Here is a 16227-nt window from a genome sequence, read left to right on the forward strand (position 1 = left end):
TTCTAAAACTCTAAAATAATTTTTTACTATATTTGACATAGATATTGGTTTGTTTGGCGACATCAAGATACTGAATTTCAGTATCTTGACTAATATCTAATCAATTTATTTTACTTCAAATAATTACACCCAACGGGTTAATATATTGTAAGTTATATTGTAATTTTAGGTTTAACTTGCTATCTGAAAATATACTTCCATGAAAAAGGTTAAAACCATTTATTATCTAGACGACGATTTCGACGATTTAGGCTTATTCAAAGAAATTGTAGAAGAATTGGGGCATAATGTAAAGGTGTTTTCCAATGGTAAAAAAATGCTATTAACCCTAGAGATTAAAGAGGACAAGCCGGATTTTATTTTCTTAGATATTCATATGCCCGTCCTTAATGGAGAAGAAATCTTAGAAATAATCAAGAAATCAGATGATTTAAAAGATATACCTGTTGTAATGGTCTCAGGGGCTTACCCAAAAAAACTACTTCAATATTGTGCACAATTGGGAGTCAAATGTCTTGTGAAAAAGCACAATTTTCAAGAATTCAAGCAGAACATCAGTGATGTGTTAAAAGAATTAGAAGTTGCTAAGGTATAATTTCTCCAAAATTTAATTTAAATCACTGAAATCTCTAAGTCAAATCTTTATGTTAAATATATTCTTAACTCATAATCCGTAACTCATAATTCTTTTATCTTTGCCGACTGATTAAAAGAACTAAATGAAATTTGATTTATTACTAAAAGACCCCAATTCAAAAGCCCGCGCCGGAAGTATCACTACAGATCACGGCGTTATTGAAACTCCAATATTTATGCCTGTCGGTACTGTCGCTTCGGTAAAAGGGGTACATCAGCGCGAACTAAAAGAAGAAATCAATCCTGATATTATACTTGGAAATACCTATCATTTATACTTGCGTCCACAAACCGCTATTTTAGAACAAGCTGGCGGTTTACACAAATTTATGAATTGGGATAGAAATATCCTCACCGATTCCGGCGGTTATCAAGTGTATTCGCTTTCGGCTAATCGGAAAATTAAGGAAGAAGGCGTAAAATTTAAATCACATATTGATGGTTCGTACCATGTTTTTACTCCTGAGAATGTAATGGAAATTCAGCGAATAATTGGTGCCGATATCATTATGGCTTTTGATGAATGCACACCTTATCCGTGTGATTATCGTTATGCGCAAAAATCCATGAAAATGACTCACCGGTGGCTGGACAGATGCATTAATCACTTAGAAAAAGTGCCCACAAAATATGGATATGACCAAACTTTCTTCCCTATAGTTCAGGGAAGTACTTATAAAGATTTGCGTCAACAATCAGCAGAATATATTGCCAATGCGGGACAACAAGGAAATGCTATCGGAGGACTTTCTGTAGGCGAACCAGCCGAAGAAATGTATGCCATGACCGAAGTGGTTTGTGATATTCTCCCGGAAGACAAGCCACGTTATCTGATGGGCGTTGGAACTCCTATAAATATTCTGGAAAACATTGCCTTAGGAATTGATATGTTTGACTGCGTGATGCCCACACGGAATGCTCGTAACGGAATGTTATTCACCGCCAACGGAACAATCAATATCAAAAATAAAAAATGGGAAGCCGATTTTTCACCGCTGGATGAAATGGGTTATACGTTTGTGGACACCGAATATACGAAAGCCTATTTGCGCCATCTTTTTGCTGCGAATGAATACTTGGGTAAACAAATTGCCACCATTCACAATTTAGGGTTCTATATGTGGTTGGTTCGTGAAGCAAGAAAACATATCTTAGCGGGAGATTTCAGAACATGGAAAGACATGATGGTAAAAAATATGAGCCAAAGATTATAGTCTATGCTAAAAATAATTGACCGATATATTCTCAAACGCTACCTAGGAACATTCGTCGTAATGTTGTTTATGTTCATCCCTATTGGGATAGTGATTGATGTTTCGGAAAAGGTCAATAAAATGATTGAAAATCACGTTGCTTTCTCAGCTATTGCAAAGTATTATTTGGATTTTACTATTTATTTTGCCAATCTTTTATTTCCTATATTTTTATTTCTTTCGGTCATTTGGTTTACTTCGAAACTTGCGAATAATACCGAAATTATTGCAATACTTAGTTCCGGAATTTCGTTTTCAAGATTTCTGAGGCCTTATATTATTGGGGCAACCATTGTATCGGTTTTTACTTTGGTGATGACAATATATTTAGTGCCAAATGCAAGTGCCGGTTTCAATAGTTTTAGATTCACTTACCTTAATAATTCGGGTGTAGCAGGAATGCGTGATGATACTGATGTGTTTCGCCAAATTAGTAAGGATGAATATATTTTTGTCAGTAATTTTAATGAAGTTTCAAAAATGGCGTTTAATTTTTCTATGGAAAAATTTGAAGGTGATAAGTTAAAATATAAGTTAGTAGCAGGGAGAATTAAATGGAATCAAAAAGAAAAAACGTATACATTATACAATTACAGCAAAAGAAAAGTTGGAAAATTTGGTGATATTATCGAGTCGGGCGAAGTCAAAGACACTGTTTTTAAATTTGATTTAGAAGATTTAACGCCAGTAGTTTACATTGCCGAAACCTTGCCTTTAAATGAACTTAATAAATTTATTGACAAAGAAAAAGCGCGTGGTTCGTCTAATATCAATATTTATTTAGTAGTGCTTTATAAAAAATACAGCATTCCTGTTTCGGCTTTCATATTAACTATTATAGCGGTTTCAGTGTCGTCTATGAAACGCCGAGGTGGAATGGGAACTAATTTAGCTATGGGGATTCTTCTCGCATTTTCTTTTGTCTTTCTGGATAAAATTTTTGGAGTCCTGGCCGAAAAATCTTCAGTGCCATCATTACTGGCAGTTTGGACACCAAATATTGTTTTTGGAATCTTAGCCATTTTTCTTTTGCGAAATGCCAAGCGATAACCTGAAAAGTTATTTGCATCTCCATGTAATAGTATTTATTTGGGGATTTACAGCCGTGTTGGGCGCCCTTATTTCACTTGATGCTTTGCCGTTAGTATGGTTCCGAATGCTCTTTGCTGTTGGATTTATTGCTATTTATATATACTTCAAAAAGTTGCCTTTAAGAATTTCGAACAAAACTTTCCTGCAATTCATTTCTGCCGGACTCATCATTGCTCTGCATTGGTTTACCTTTTTTCATGCAATCAAAATTTCAAACGTTTCGATAACCTTAGCTTGTCTTTCAACAGGAGCTTTTTTCGCTTCACTGCTGGAACCCATTTTGTACGGAAAAAAAATTGTCTACTACGAAGTTTTCTTTGGTTTGCTTGTTGTCTTTGGACTTTATATAATTTTTAAGGTAGAAGGAAACTATTTATTGGGAATGCTTACTGCCTTAACCTCTGCTTTTCTTTCCGCGCTGTTTGCCGTTATCAACAGCAAGTTTGTAAAACAACACGATGCAGTAGTTATCTCTTTTTACGAGCTCAGTGGAGGCGTAGTGTTTTTTTCTTTTCTATTATTATTCACTAATAGTTTTTCTGCCAGTTTCTTTATGCTTTCCTCACAGGATTTCATGTACTTAATGATTTTGAGTTCAATATGCACGGCATACGCGTTTATTGCTTCCACTTCAATAATGAAGTTTTTAAGCCCTTATACGGTGATGCTTACCATTAATTTAGAACCCATCTACGGAATCATTTTGGCAGTATTAGTGTTTAAGGAAAAAGAAAGAATGAGCTTTGAATTTTACATCGGCGCATTCCTTATTTTACTGACAGTTATTCTGAATGGTATAATAAAATCACGTAAAAAATTGAGCTAAAGTTGTTTACAAATTATATGTAAAAAGGGGATTTTATCACAACTTAAATTTTATATTTGCTATTCGATTATACAAAAATAGTAACTTATGGAATATTTAGATTTTGAACTTCCGATTAAAGAATTAGAAGAACAACTCGATAAATGTCAAATAATTGGTGCGGAATCAAATGTGGACGTCACCAATACATGCAAACAGATTGAAAAAAAATTAGAGGAAACCAAAAGACAAATTTACAAAAACCTAACTGCGTGGCAGCGTGTACAATTATCCCGTCACCCAAACCGACCCTATACTTTAGAACATATTACCAACCTGACAAAAGGTACGTTTTTGGAACTTTTTGGAGACAGGAATTTTAAGGATGATAAAGCAATGATTGGCGGTTTAGGTCAAATAGATGGACAATCGTTCATGCTTATCGGACAACAAAAAGGAATTAATACTAAAATGCGTCAGTTGCGTAATTTCGGAATGGCAAATCCTGAAGGATATCGTAAAGCATTACGTTTGATGAAGATGGCTGAAAAGTTTAACATTCCTGTAGTGACCTTGATTGATACTCCCGGAGCCTATCCAGGATTAGAAGCAGAGGAAAGAGGGCAAGGAGAAGCTATCGCCAGAAATATTTTTGAAATGGTTCGTCTGAAAGTGCCAATTATATGTGTTATCATAGGAGAAGGCGCATCCGGTGGTGCACTTGGAATAGGTGTTGGAGATCGGGTTTTAATGATGGAAAACACCTGGTATTCTGTTATTTCTCCCGAATCCTGTTCTTCGATTTTATGGAAAAGTTGGGAATATAAAGAGCAGGCAGCTGATGCTTTGAAACTGACTTCTACAGATATGAAAAAATTGAAATTAGTTGATGATATTATTCCGGAACCGCTTGGTGGAGCCCATTACGATAAGGTAACCGCTTTCAAAACCGTGGAGCAATATATTATCAAAGCTTTTAACGAACTGAAAGATTTATCAACAGAAGAACTAGTTTCTCAAAGGATGGACAAATACAGCAAGATGGGCGAATATAAAGAATAATTTCTTACAAAAATATTTAAATCCGAAGCCCAATGGTTTCGGATTTTTTTTTGGTTATTAACAAAAACAAGAAACTTATAAACACCTTTATCGGATAACTCTATCCTTAAAAATACATCAAAATAGTTACATTCGCTTCATGGAAAACTTCAGAAATATAAACCCAATTAAAGTAGATAAAACTACCATAATAAATTTAGAAAAAGGCAAGTTGCCACCGCAGGTTCTCGACTTAGAGGAAGCCGTATTAGGCGCTATGATGATTGATAAAAAAGGGGTTGATGAGGTTATCGATATTTTGCAGCCGGATGCCTTTTACAAAGAAGCGCACAAGCATATTTTTGAAGCTATTTTTCAGTTATTCACAGATTCTCAGCCCATTGACTTATTAACAGTTTCTGCTCAGCTGAAAAAGAACGCCAAATTAGATTTAGCCGGTGGTGATTTTTACCTAATTCAGCTGACGCAAAAGATTTCTTCTTCTGCACATATTGAGTTTCACTCCAGAATTATTTTACAGAAATACATCCAGCGAAGCTTAATAAAAATCTCATCCGAAATCATCGAAGAATCTTATGATGAAACTACAGATGTTTTTGACTTATTGGACAAAGCGGAATCAAAATTATATGAAGTAACACAGGGTAACATCAAGCGAAGTTCGGAAACGGCTCAAAGTTTGGTAATCCAGGCCAAAAAACGAATCGAGGAAATTGCCAACAAAGAAGGCTTAAGCGGAATTCCTTCCGGTTTTGAAAAGTTGGACAAAATAACTTCTGGCTGGCAGCCTTCCGATTTGATTATTATTGCAGCCCGTCCGGGTATGGGTAAGACCGCATTTGTGCTTTCTATGGCGAGAAATATTGCTGTAGATTTTGGTCAGCCTGTGGCGCTTTTTTCCCTTGAAATGTCTTCTGTCCAGTTAATTACGCGTTTAATTTCTTCCGAAACCGGTTTGTCTTCCGAAAAATTGAGAACTGGAAAATTGGAGAAACATGAATGGGAGCAACTTTCCACGAAAGTGAAAGACTTAGAAAAAGCGCCGTTATATATTGATGATTCACCTTCGCTTTCCATCTTCGATTTGAGAGCCAAAGCGCGTCGTTTGTCTTCGCAACACGGAATCAAGCTTATAATTGTTGATTACCTTCAGTTGATGACTGCCGGTGGAAGCAACGGAAAAGGAATGGGCAATCGCGAGCAGGAAATCTCTACCATTTCGAGAAACCTAAAAGCATTAGCAAAAGAATTGGAAGTTCCTGTAATTGCATTGTCTCAGTTATCGCGTGCGGTTGAAACCCGCGGTTCAAGCAAACGCCCATTGCTTTCCGACTTACGTGAATCGGGTGCGATTGAGCAGGATGCCGATATTGTTTCGTTCATTTATCGTCCGGAATATTACAAAATTGATGAATGGGACGATGAAGAGCAAACTCCAACTACGGGTCAGGCGGAATTTATCATTGCAAAACACAGAAACGGTTCTCTTGAAAATATTCGTTTGAAATTCATAGGAAACCTCGGTAAGTTTGATAACCTTGAAGAATACGGAAGTTCATTTGACGATTTACCTTCAAAAATGAATCACGATGATAATCCGTTTCAAACGAAAAATTTACCATCACCGAATGAGGCTTTTGGAAGTAATATCAATTCCAATGACGACGATAGCGACGTTCCTTTCTAAAATACAATCCCGATTAATCTCGATTTGATATTAAGAGGAGAATGTCCAGTGGACATTCGGTAAAATAGCTGAGATATTTTTGAATACTTCAGCTATTTTTTTATGTTTTTCTTCACACTTAATCTGTTATCTTTGGGTATTATTTTACTAAAATGTTCAAAAAAACAATCTATATTTTTCTGGTACTGATTTCCTTTTCCGCAAAGGCAAATTTTATATTGCTGCCGATGGATGAAACTACACAAAAAAATCACCTTAAAGCATACGGAATTACCTATTGGGCATTAGACAAACAATATAAAGCCAGTTGGCTTTTGAATTATCGAGGCGGTTCATTTTTGTTGCCCGATGTTTCGGAAATCAGAAAGGAATGTCAAATTCGGGGCGTGAGTTTTGAAATTTTATCAGACGCGGAAGAACAATCTATCCTGGCAGATATTTCCAGTCCGTCACAGAATATGGAAGCGGTTGTACTTGAAAAAGCACCCAAAATTGCTGTGTATTCGCCACCCGGAAAACAACCTTGGGATGATGCTGTAACAATGGTTTTAACCTATGCTGAAATTCCGTTTAAAGTGGTTTACGATGAAGAAGTTTTAAGTGACCAATTGCTTTTATACGATTGGCTACACTTGCACCACGAGGATTTTACAGGCCAATATGGGAAGTTTTATGGTGCGTATCGAAATGCGCCTTGGTATATCGAACAAAAGAAAGATGCCGAAGCGTTGGCTGCCAAATTAGGTTTTGCCAAAGTATCTCAGGATAAATTGGCTGTTGCCAAAAAAATTCGCGATTTTGTAATTGGTGGAGGATTTATGTTTGCCATGTGTTCTGCAACTGATAGTTTTGATATAGCTTTAGCGGCAGATGGTGTAGACATTTGTGAACCAATGTTTGACGGCGACGATAGCGAACCTAATTATCAATCGAAAATTGATTACAACAAAACCTTTGCTTTCAAAAATTTTATTCTGGATAGAAAGCCTGAGCACTATGAATTTTCAGATATTGATATGACTGAAAAACGCCGTATTCCCTTTGAGAAAGACTATTTCACCTTGATGGAATTCTCAGCAAAATGGGATGTTATTCCAAGTATGTTGTGTCAAAACCATACTCAGTTGGTCAAAGGTTTTATGGGACAAACCACTTCTTTTGATAGTGAGTTGATAAAATCGAATGTGTTGATTTTAGGAAAAAATGAATTGAATGGCGAGGCTCGCTACATACACGGACAAAAAGGAAAAGGGTTCTTTACGTTTTATGGCGGACACGATCCCGAGGATTACCAACATAGAGTAGGAGATGAAGCAACTGTTTTAGACCTGCATCCAAACTCTCCGGGCTTCCGATTGATATTGAATAACGTTTTATTTCCGGCTGCGAGAAAGAAACCGCAGAAAACTTAGGCCTTCATAATATCCTCAATAATTTTAAGATGATGTTTGGTGTGCAATTTCAAAAACCAAATCGCACTTTTCAATTTCAATTCTCCAAAAAATGGATGTGTAAAGTAACTTTTAGTAGGAAGCTTTCCCATGTTGATAATGTTCTTTCTGGCAAGTTCGAGTTTGGTTTTTAATTCTTCAAACGTTGCAACATCAACAGGTTTAACTGCTTTTGGAACTTTTACTCTACCTCTCGGAATTGTATTTACGATTTGGATTAAGAGTCGCGTTTTATTAAATTTCCATTTGTAATTTGCAGGATTAGAGTTTTTCAGTTCTTCTACTACAGCATTAATAACAATTAAACTATGGTCAATTTTCCATCCGATAGTTGATTGAGAAACAGCCAAATTGGTTTTTTCGTAATTTGGAATTTGATTTTCGAGTTTGTCTAAAATTAATTGGAGTTTTTTCATAAGCAAATCTTCTAACTCTCCATTCCTTCGGTCATTATTTACAGTTTTGATATTCTTGTGCAATCTTAATAAGGTTGTCTTCAATTTTTAAATCAAATTCATTTTTTTTAATATCTTCCGACAGGCTTTTGCATGCTTTTAAATAATCGGCCAATTGTACACTTAAATTTTCACTGCTTCTGCGGTCTAACATTTGTCCTTTGGCTTCGGTTGTAATTTTAATAATGTATTTTTCAATTTCTACAGGATCGTGTAATACCATGATTTTATCTTCTTTGTGAATCATTTGGAAGAAAAAGGCATTATCAAAAGCAAAATTACCAATGTTTTGCATTTTTTTCATGGCTTCTCCTTTAACTGGCAATCCATAATAAAAAGTTTCCTTGTTGTTTTCAGTGATACAGAAATAGGCTTTGCTACTCGCTTTGAAGCTTTTAGTGCGTTCCTGATTTTTTTCGTTTTTATATTTGATACTGACTCTTTTTCCAAAATTATCTGCGGCATCTTCCGGTAATACCTGCCCCGTTTCATTGAGGTCTAACATTTGAAAATAAATGCTGATAACACCATCATAACGTTTGCCTTCTTCATCAATCAAATATCCTTTTTTGTTATAAATGTTGACACTTCTTTCTTTTGCCAAAGCTATTTTAGCCGCAAGTAGTTTGGCATTTTCATCACGAATTTGGTGTCCGAGAGTGTAGCCATGAGATATTAAGTCACATAAGAATTCGTACAGGAAAGTTGAGTTTCCTTCAGAATACATGCTTTTAGTGGCATACTCATAGTTTTTGCCATCAAATGTTGTTACTTTATAATTCGCCATCATACTGACAAAACCTAAAGAGGCTGCTTTATTGCCATCAATATCATAAATGTGTACATAATCGCGTGCACCGCCGCCAACTATGTATGGTTCAGTAACCATACGACCGACAATCACCAATTTTCCTGCGTTGGTAAACGTAATACTTTTGTCATTTTGGATTTGTGGATTGTACTGAGATTTTATTTGTTGTACTTTTTTCTTTTGCGCGTCGCCTTCAATTTTGGCTGATGCAACGGTTTTGCCATATTTATCACTAAGGCTTTCCCTTTGTGTTTCAAAGAAAGTCGCTAAGGCTTTATCGTTTATGCCGGAAGCATCAAGTAAATTATATTTTACCGTTAAATTGTGGGCAATAATACGTTTTACGTCAAAAGCAGTTATCAGCACATCATGCGGAATTTCGGTTTTGATTTTCCCGTCAGCATTAGTTACTTCGAGCCATTGATAAAACTGCGTGTCATTTACAGACAATCCTTTGAAATCAACAGAAAATTTCTTTTCGCCACTTAGTGTTGAGAAATCGTAATGATTACGGTACGGTTCGTTGATGATAGCTATTTCTACTTTGTCATAAAGAATTTTGTCTTTTTTAATCTGGATTTTTTGACCAAAGGTCAAGCAGGTTATTAGTAATGTGCAAATAAGAAAAATTATTTTTTTCATTTTTTCATTTTTTGAATAACAAATGTAAGGTAATCCATTTTTACTTTTATGATTAACAGATGTTTTTGATTTATTTTACGGTTATTAATTAAACAAAAATCCCAAACTTATAGGTTTGGGATTTTGTGTTGTTATTTATTCTTCACTTTCTTTATCTAAATACTCCTGAACAATATTGATTGCATTCGTAACAACATCGCTCAAAGCCGTAATAAAAGTACCTTCTTGTGCATTGTTGATGGCGTGTCTGATTGCTTCAACTTCTTTAGGAATAATTTCATGCGTAACATTTTTGCCGCTATCAGCTATTCCTTCCAAAATCAAACCAATTATTTCTTCCTCGGTTCTGCCACGCAAATATTTCTCTTGACGGATGATGATATGGTCAAACATTCTTGCCGCAATAGTAGCGCATTCTTTAATATCTTCGTCACGACGGTCGCCAACTCCGGCAATAATTCCGATTTTTTTGGTGGCTTCAACAGAACCTAAATATTCTTCGACACCTCTATATCCTGATGCATTGTGAGCGAAATCTATTAAAACCTTGAATCTTTTGAACTCAAAGATGTTCATTCGACCCGGAGTTTGTGCCGCACTTGGAATAAATGTCTGCAATGAAAGGCTGATATCTTCTGTTTTGAAACCTTGTAAATAAGCAGCTAAGGTCGCAGCCAAAACATTGGCAATCATAAATTTGGCCTTTCCGCCCATGGTTAACGGAACATGAGTCGCTCTTTCGACTCTCATTTTCCATTCGCCTTTCTTGATGGTAATAAATCCATTTTCATAAACCGCAACAATCTTACCTTCTTTTGAAAACTGCTTTACTTTTGGATTGTTTTCATCCATACTAAAATAAGCGATATTGCAACTTAATTCATTGGCAATCTTCAGACATTGTTCGTCTTCGGCATTTAAAATTGCCCAACCATCTTTCTTAACACTTTTTACAACCGTACTTTTTACACGAGCCAAATCATCTAAAGTATGAATGTCACTTAGTCCCAAATGATCTTCCTGAATGTTGGTAATAATGGCAATATCACAACGGCTAAAACCAAGACCGGAACGAAGAATTCCGCCACGGGCAGTCTCTAATACAGCAAACTCTACTGTTGGATCTTTCAAAATATATTCGGCAGAAACGGGTCCGGTTGTATCGCCTTTTTCCATCATGTGGTTTTGGACATAGATTCCATCAGAAGTTGTGAAGCCGACCTTGAATCCATTATTTTTTACAATATGGGCTAAAAGTCGGGTAGTTGTTGTCTTCCCATTGGTGCCGGTAACCGCAATAATTGGAATACGACTTGGTTTTCCCGGAGGATAAAGCATGTCAATGACCGGTGCTGCAACGTTTCTCGGCAAACCTTCCGATGGTGCAAGGTGCATTCTAAAGCCTGGCGCAGCATTTACTTCCAGAATGCAGCCTCCATTTTCTTTCAAGGGTTGGGTTAGGTTTTCCGCCATTATATCAACACCGCAAATGTCTAATCCAATGACACGCGAAATTCTTTCGCAAAGGAAAATATTTTCAGGATGCATCATATCAGTTACATCAATAGAAGTTCCGCCAGTGCTCAAATTCGCAGTTGATTTGAGATAAACAACTTCGTCTTTTTTAGGAACGGTTTCTAAGATATAATTTAATTTTTCTAATAAATCGGTTGTATCTCTATCAACATCAATTTGGGTTAAAACATTTTCATGTCCATAACCGCGACGTGGATCTTTATTGGTTTCCTCAATTAATTGTTGGATGTTATGTTTCCCATCGCCTTTCACGTGCGCAGGTTCACGTTTGGCTGCAGCCACTAATTTATTATCAATGATTAAAACCCTAAAATCATAACCTGTGATAAATTTTTCGACGATAATGCGATGGCTATATTTCTTGGCGTAAGCCAATCCTTCTACTGCACCTTCTCTTGTTTTTACATTGATAGAAGCGCCTTTGCCGTGATTTCCATCCAATGGTTTTAATACAATTGGATAGCCAATTTTTTTAATTATTTCATCTAAATCTTCTTCATCAACACAAATTCCGCCATTGGCAACGGGAATCGATGCCGCATCGAGCATTTTCTTGGTTTGCTCTTTGTTGCACGCAATATCCACAGCAATGCTGCTGGTTTTGCAAGTAATTGTAGCTTGAAAGCGCATTTGATTGATACCATAACCCAATTGTACCAATGAGTTTGTGCCTAATCTAATCCAGGGGATATCTCTAGATACGGCATCTTCAACAATACTACCCGTTGATGGACCAAGACGCACACGCTCTCTGATTTCACGCATTTTCTGAATATCAGCTTCAAGGTCATATGGTGTTCCGGCAATTAGAGCTTCGGCTATTGCTACGGAACTTTCGGCAGCAAACATTCCAACATTTTCTTCGGTATAACTAAAAACTACATTATATATTCCGGGTGTTTTGGTTTCTCGGGTTCTTCCGAAACCTGTTTCCATTCCGGCTAACGTTTGAATTTCTAAAGCAATATGTTCAATCACATGTCCCATCCAGGTTCCGCGTTCAATGCGCGAAAAGAATCCGCCGCGAACACCTTCAGAGCAGCGGTGCTCAATCATAGTGGGGAACATAGCTTCTATCCTTTCACGAAAACCATCAATTTTATTGGTTGGAAATTGTTCCATTTCTTCCAAATCGAGACGCATTTGGATTAATTTTTTACGTTGGACACTCCAAATATTAGGACCGCGAAGTGCCTGAATCTTATCTATTTTCATGATTAGGAATAATTAGTAAAAGTAATTAGTAATGATTTTGTTAAAAATAGGAAATTTTTATTGTTGAAATGTATTTTTTTTACAGAAATGGTAAAAAAGTAAAACTGTCTTTTAAGTTGTATTGATTTTCAGATTTTTAGGGTGACTGAAACACACGACAATTTCATTCTAGCCCCGATGGAAGTGGCACGAAGTAGAACGGACAGCGGGAACACGGAAACCAAGAAAGCCAGAAACACCCGCTCCTAAATAAAATCAATTATTTTTTGATATAACTCGGCGTCATGCATGCTGTGTCCTAAACCTTTCGTTTCTATATAGATGGCGTTTTTCCAAGTGTTGGCATATTTGCGACCTTCATCAATAAGTACGACTTTATCTTCAATATCATGTGCAATGAATGCTTTCTGTGTAAAGTTTTCGGCAAATTTATGGCCCGAAAAATCATTGATATGAATGTTAAATTTTTGAAAATAATAATCCTCTAGCCCGGATTTTATTTTGTCGTTTAAACCTAGAAGTTTTACAAAATTGTCGCTTAAAATCTTAAAATCTGAGGGAGCACCAAGTAAGACCACTTTTTCTAAATTGGAATTTTTGTACTTGTTCAGATAGTAAGTAATGGCTGCACCGCCTACAGAATGGGCGATTACAGTTTGGGGTTGGTATTTTTGAGTTAGTACATTAATATATTCGGCATATTTGGGTGCGTTAAACTCTTTGCCGGCACTCAACCCATGAGCGGGCGCATCAATGGCGATGATGGTTCTTCCCAAAGGTTTCAAATGGTTCAATAATTTTTTCCATCTGGATGCGTTGCTCTCCCAACCATGAACCAATAGTATTACCTCTTGATTTCCATGCCAGATATAGGTCTGGAATTTTTCGTTTTCGTATTCAAAAGTTTCATAGGTTGCGTTCTGTAAGGTTTTTGGCAATTTTTCTTTTTGGATTCTGCCTTTTCTGGGCTGACTGAAAAGGTGGTAGGCTTTATTTTTGGCCGATTCCAGATTGAAATAGCTCAAGATGTTGAGGTATAATCCAATAGATTTTGTGATAATAAATAATTGAATTTTCTTCATAAAAAAATCCCGAAAACATCGGGATTAGGGTATTATAGGTGAGCAAATAATTTTTGCATTTTCTCTCTTTCTTCTTCTGCTAAGGAAGCATCAACTAAGATTCTTCCGGAATGCTCATCAGTGATGATTTTTTTTCTGGCGGCAATTTCCACTTGTGTTTGCGGTGGAATTGTAAAGAATGAACCAGCAGAAGCGCCACGTTCAATGGATACTACTGCTAAACCATTACGAACGCTAGAACGGATTCTTTTGTAAGCGGCCAAAAGTCTTTCTTCGATTTGTCCTTCATATTCCGCTGATTTTTCGATTAGGAAGGCTTCTTCTTTTTGAGTTTCAGCCATAATATCGCTCAATTCTGCTTTTTTATGTTTTAGATGCGTAGATTTCTGATCTAATTTTTCTTTAGAATTTGAAATCACTTCTTTCTTATGTTCGATAGTAGCTTTTAATTCTTTTATTTGTTTTTCGGCCAATTGAATTTCCAATTCCTGGAATTCTACTTCTTTAGTCAATGAATTGAATTCTCTATTATTACGAACATCTTTTTGTTGAACCGTATATTTTTTTATGGCTACTTGATGATCATCAATTGCATTTTTTTTAGTTTTGATTTGCTCTTCAATAGTAACCAAATCACTTTTTAACTTATCTAAACGTGTACTTAAGCCAGTAACTTCATCTTCTAAATCTTCCACTTCCAAAGGCAATTCGCCTCTTACATTCCTGATTTCATCAATTCTTGTATCTATGATTTGAAGGTCATAAATAGCTCTTAATTTGTCTTCAACATTTAATTCTTTTGTAGCCGCCATATTTTATAAGTACTTAACTGGATTTGTATTTTCTTCCGAAAAAATGATTGCAAAATTAAGGTTTTTTTTCTTAAGAAATTCAACAATATAATTTTTTGTAAATCTTTCACTTTCAAAGTGTCCAATATCTGCCAAAACCAATTGATTTTCACCTTCATAAAAGTTATGATACTTCAAATCGGCAGTCAGGAAAACATCTGCATTCGCCTGAATAGCGTTTTTAATCGCAAAACTTCCCGAACCGCCAAGCACAGCAACCTTTTTAATAGGTTTTCCAAGAAGAGCACTATGTCGAATTCCGCCACATTGCATTTTGTCTTTTACGAATGCCAAAAACTGAACTTCAGACATTGGTTTTTCAAGTTCGCCAATCATTCCGAGGCCAATATTCTGATGGGAATTTTGTAAATCGTAAATCTCATAAGCCACTTCTTCGTAAACATGATTGGTAAACAATGCTTTTAGGATTTTGGATTGCAGGTGTTTTTCAAAAACAACCTCAATTTTGACTTCATTTGTTTGGGTTAATTCACCTTTGTTTCCAATAGTTGGATTGCTGTGTTCATTGCCTTGATAAGTGCTGAAACCTTCCGAATTGAAACTGCAGTTGGCGTAATTTCCAATGGTTCCGGCGCCAGCTTTGCCTAAAGCGAGACGAATTTGTTCCGCATTTTCAGGAACCGTATACGTTACAAGTTTTTGAATAAAGTTTTGTTTTGGAACTAAAATGGTAGTGTTAATCAAACCTAATGCATCAGAGAAGATTTTATTGACTCCATCTTTGTGATTGTCCAAAGCAGTATGAACGGCATAAATAGCGATATCATTTTTAATAGCTTTAAGTACAGAACGTTCAACATAATCCTTCCCCGTAATCTTCTTTAAACCTAAGAAGATAATAGGATGGAAGCACACGACCAGGTTGCATTTCTTGGAAATCGCTTCGTCAATCACGCTTTCTAAAGCATCATGGCAAACTAAAATTCCGGTTGCGACATTTTCCTGATTTCCAACAAGTAAACCAACGTTGTCAAAATCTTCGGCATACGCCAAAGGCGCCATTTCTTCAAGGATTAAGAGTATTTCTTTTATCTTCATTTTATGTTGCCCATTGGTTTAAATATTCCTTAATTGTCCAAATGCCATTTACTTTTTCAAGCAGCATAAAACTACCACTGTTGTGTTCAATACTTCGGTAGAACGCAACTTTTACTAAAGCATTATTTCCATCTCCAAAATATATTGGTTTGCTGATAATCATTAAACGTTGGTTGTTTTCACCATAGCGGTCCGAGACAATTTTATATTCTTCAAAAGACAAACACGCATTGACTTTGCTTTTCAAATATTGATTTTGATTGTCAAATAAGAGATTATAAGCGGTAGACCAGTCTTCGTCGACAGTAATGATGATTTGGCTTTTGATTTCCGCAGCATTCTTCTTAAGGAAATCACTTTTTGAAATAACTTCCAGAACTTCCTCGTTGTTTGGTGCTTTTTTGCAATAAAAACTCAGCAACTGAAGTCTTCCTTTTGCGATTACTTTTTCGTCTTTATAATATTTGGAAAAAATTATCTTCAATATAGCCGAGTTATCCGCTTCCTGCGAAAAAGCAACAGGAGAAATCAGCAGCAAAACGAATAAGATTTTTAGTAATTGGGGTTTCATTTGCATTGTCTAAATCAAA

14 protein-coding genes are annotated in these 16227 nt (G+C 36.0%); 7 read left to right on the forward strand and 7 right to left on the reverse strand.

Features of this window, described 5'->3' with window-relative positions:
* The first annotated feature begins 199 nt into the window (after positions 1-199).
* The 7 genes from Q0Q99_RS07045 to Q0Q99_RS07075 all read left to right on the forward strand — a co-directional run bounded on the left by Q0Q99_RS07045 (position 200) and on the right by Q0Q99_RS07075 (position 7947).
* On the forward strand, positions 200-595 hold the full coding sequence (locus Q0Q99_RS07045) for a response regulator (RefSeq protein WP_293893500.1): 396 nt from the start codon (positions 200-202) through the stop codon (positions 593-595).
* 124 nt (positions 596-719) lie between these two features.
* A complete protein-coding gene (tgt, locus tag Q0Q99_RS07050; RefSeq protein WP_293893503.1) occupies positions 720-1850 on the forward strand; it encodes a tRNA guanosine(34) transglycosylase Tgt in 1131 nt (376 codons plus the stop codon).
* 3 nt (positions 1851-1853) lie between these two features.
* Entirely contained in the window at positions 1854-2939 is a 1086-nt protein-coding gene (locus Q0Q99_RS07055; protein WP_293893506.1) for an LptF/LptG family permease, read from the forward strand.
* A complete protein-coding gene (locus tag Q0Q99_RS07060; RefSeq protein WP_293893509.1) occupies positions 2926-3807 on the forward strand; it encodes a DMT family transporter in 882 nt (293 codons plus the stop codon). Before Q0Q99_RS07055 ends, Q0Q99_RS07060 begins: the two co-directional genes overlap by 14 nt.
* An 87-nt stretch (positions 3808-3894) precedes the next feature.
* Positions 3895-4848, forward strand: a complete 954-nt coding sequence (locus Q0Q99_RS07065) for an acetyl-CoA carboxylase carboxyltransferase subunit alpha (protein WP_293893512.1) — start codon at positions 3895-3897, stop codon at positions 4846-4848.
* Between the two features lie 139 nt (positions 4849-4987).
* The gene (gene dnaB, locus Q0Q99_RS07070; protein WP_293893515.1) at positions 4988-6535 is read left to right on the forward strand and encodes a replicative DNA helicase; all 1548 of its coding nucleotides are present in this window, start codon (positions 4988-4990) and stop codon (positions 6533-6535) included.
* Between the two features lie 152 nt (positions 6536-6687).
* Positions 6688-7947 (forward strand): asparagine synthetase B, encoded by a 1260-nt coding sequence (locus tag Q0Q99_RS07075; RefSeq protein WP_293893518.1) that lies wholly within the window; start codon positions 6688-6690, stop codon positions 7945-7947.
* Here Q0Q99_RS07075 and Q0Q99_RS07080 read toward each other — a convergent pair.
* From Q0Q99_RS07080 to Q0Q99_RS07110, 7 genes are all read right to left on the reverse strand, one after another.
* Positions 7944-8402: a DUF1569 domain-containing protein gene (locus tag Q0Q99_RS07080; RefSeq protein ID WP_293893521.1), complete on the reverse strand. Its 459-nt coding sequence runs from the start codon at positions 8400-8402 to the stop codon at positions 7944-7946. The genes Q0Q99_RS07075 and Q0Q99_RS07080 overlap by 4 nt on opposite strands.
* Positions 8403-8436: 34 nt before the next feature.
* Entirely contained in the window at positions 8437-9894 is a 1458-nt protein-coding gene (locus Q0Q99_RS07085; RefSeq protein ID WP_293893523.1) for a hypothetical protein, read from the reverse strand.
* Positions 9895-10029: 135 nt separating this feature from the next.
* Entirely contained in the window at positions 10030-12645 is a 2616-nt protein-coding gene (cphA, locus tag Q0Q99_RS07090; RefSeq protein WP_293893526.1) for a cyanophycin synthetase, read from the reverse strand.
* A 245-nt stretch (positions 12646-12890) separates the two neighbouring features.
* Positions 12891-13727 carry an alpha/beta fold hydrolase gene (locus Q0Q99_RS07095; RefSeq protein WP_293893529.1) on the reverse strand — a complete coding sequence of 279 codons (837 nt, stop codon included), beginning with the start codon at positions 13725-13727 and terminating at the stop codon, positions 12891-12893.
* Between the two features lie 32 nt (positions 13728-13759).
* On the reverse strand, positions 13760-14539 hold the full coding sequence (locus tag Q0Q99_RS07100) for a C4-type zinc ribbon domain-containing protein (protein ID WP_293893532.1): 780 nt from the start codon (positions 14537-14539) through the stop codon (positions 13760-13762).
* 3 nt (positions 14540-14542) lie between these two features.
* A complete protein-coding gene (locus Q0Q99_RS07105) occupies positions 14543-15637 on the reverse strand; it encodes a Nif3-like dinuclear metal center hexameric protein (protein ID WP_293893535.1) in 1095 nt (364 codons plus the stop codon).
* A 1-nt stretch (position 15638) separates the two neighbouring features.
* Positions 15639-16208 carry a hypothetical protein gene (locus Q0Q99_RS07110; protein WP_293893538.1) on the reverse strand — a complete coding sequence of 190 codons (570 nt, stop codon included), beginning with the start codon at positions 16206-16208 and terminating at the stop codon, positions 15639-15641.
* Between the last annotated feature and the right edge of the window lie 19 nt (positions 16209-16227).

Source organism: Flavobacterium sp., assembly GCF_025352425.1.
Taxonomy (GTDB): Bacteria; Bacteroidota; Bacteroidia; order Flavobacteriales; family Flavobacteriaceae; genus Flavobacterium.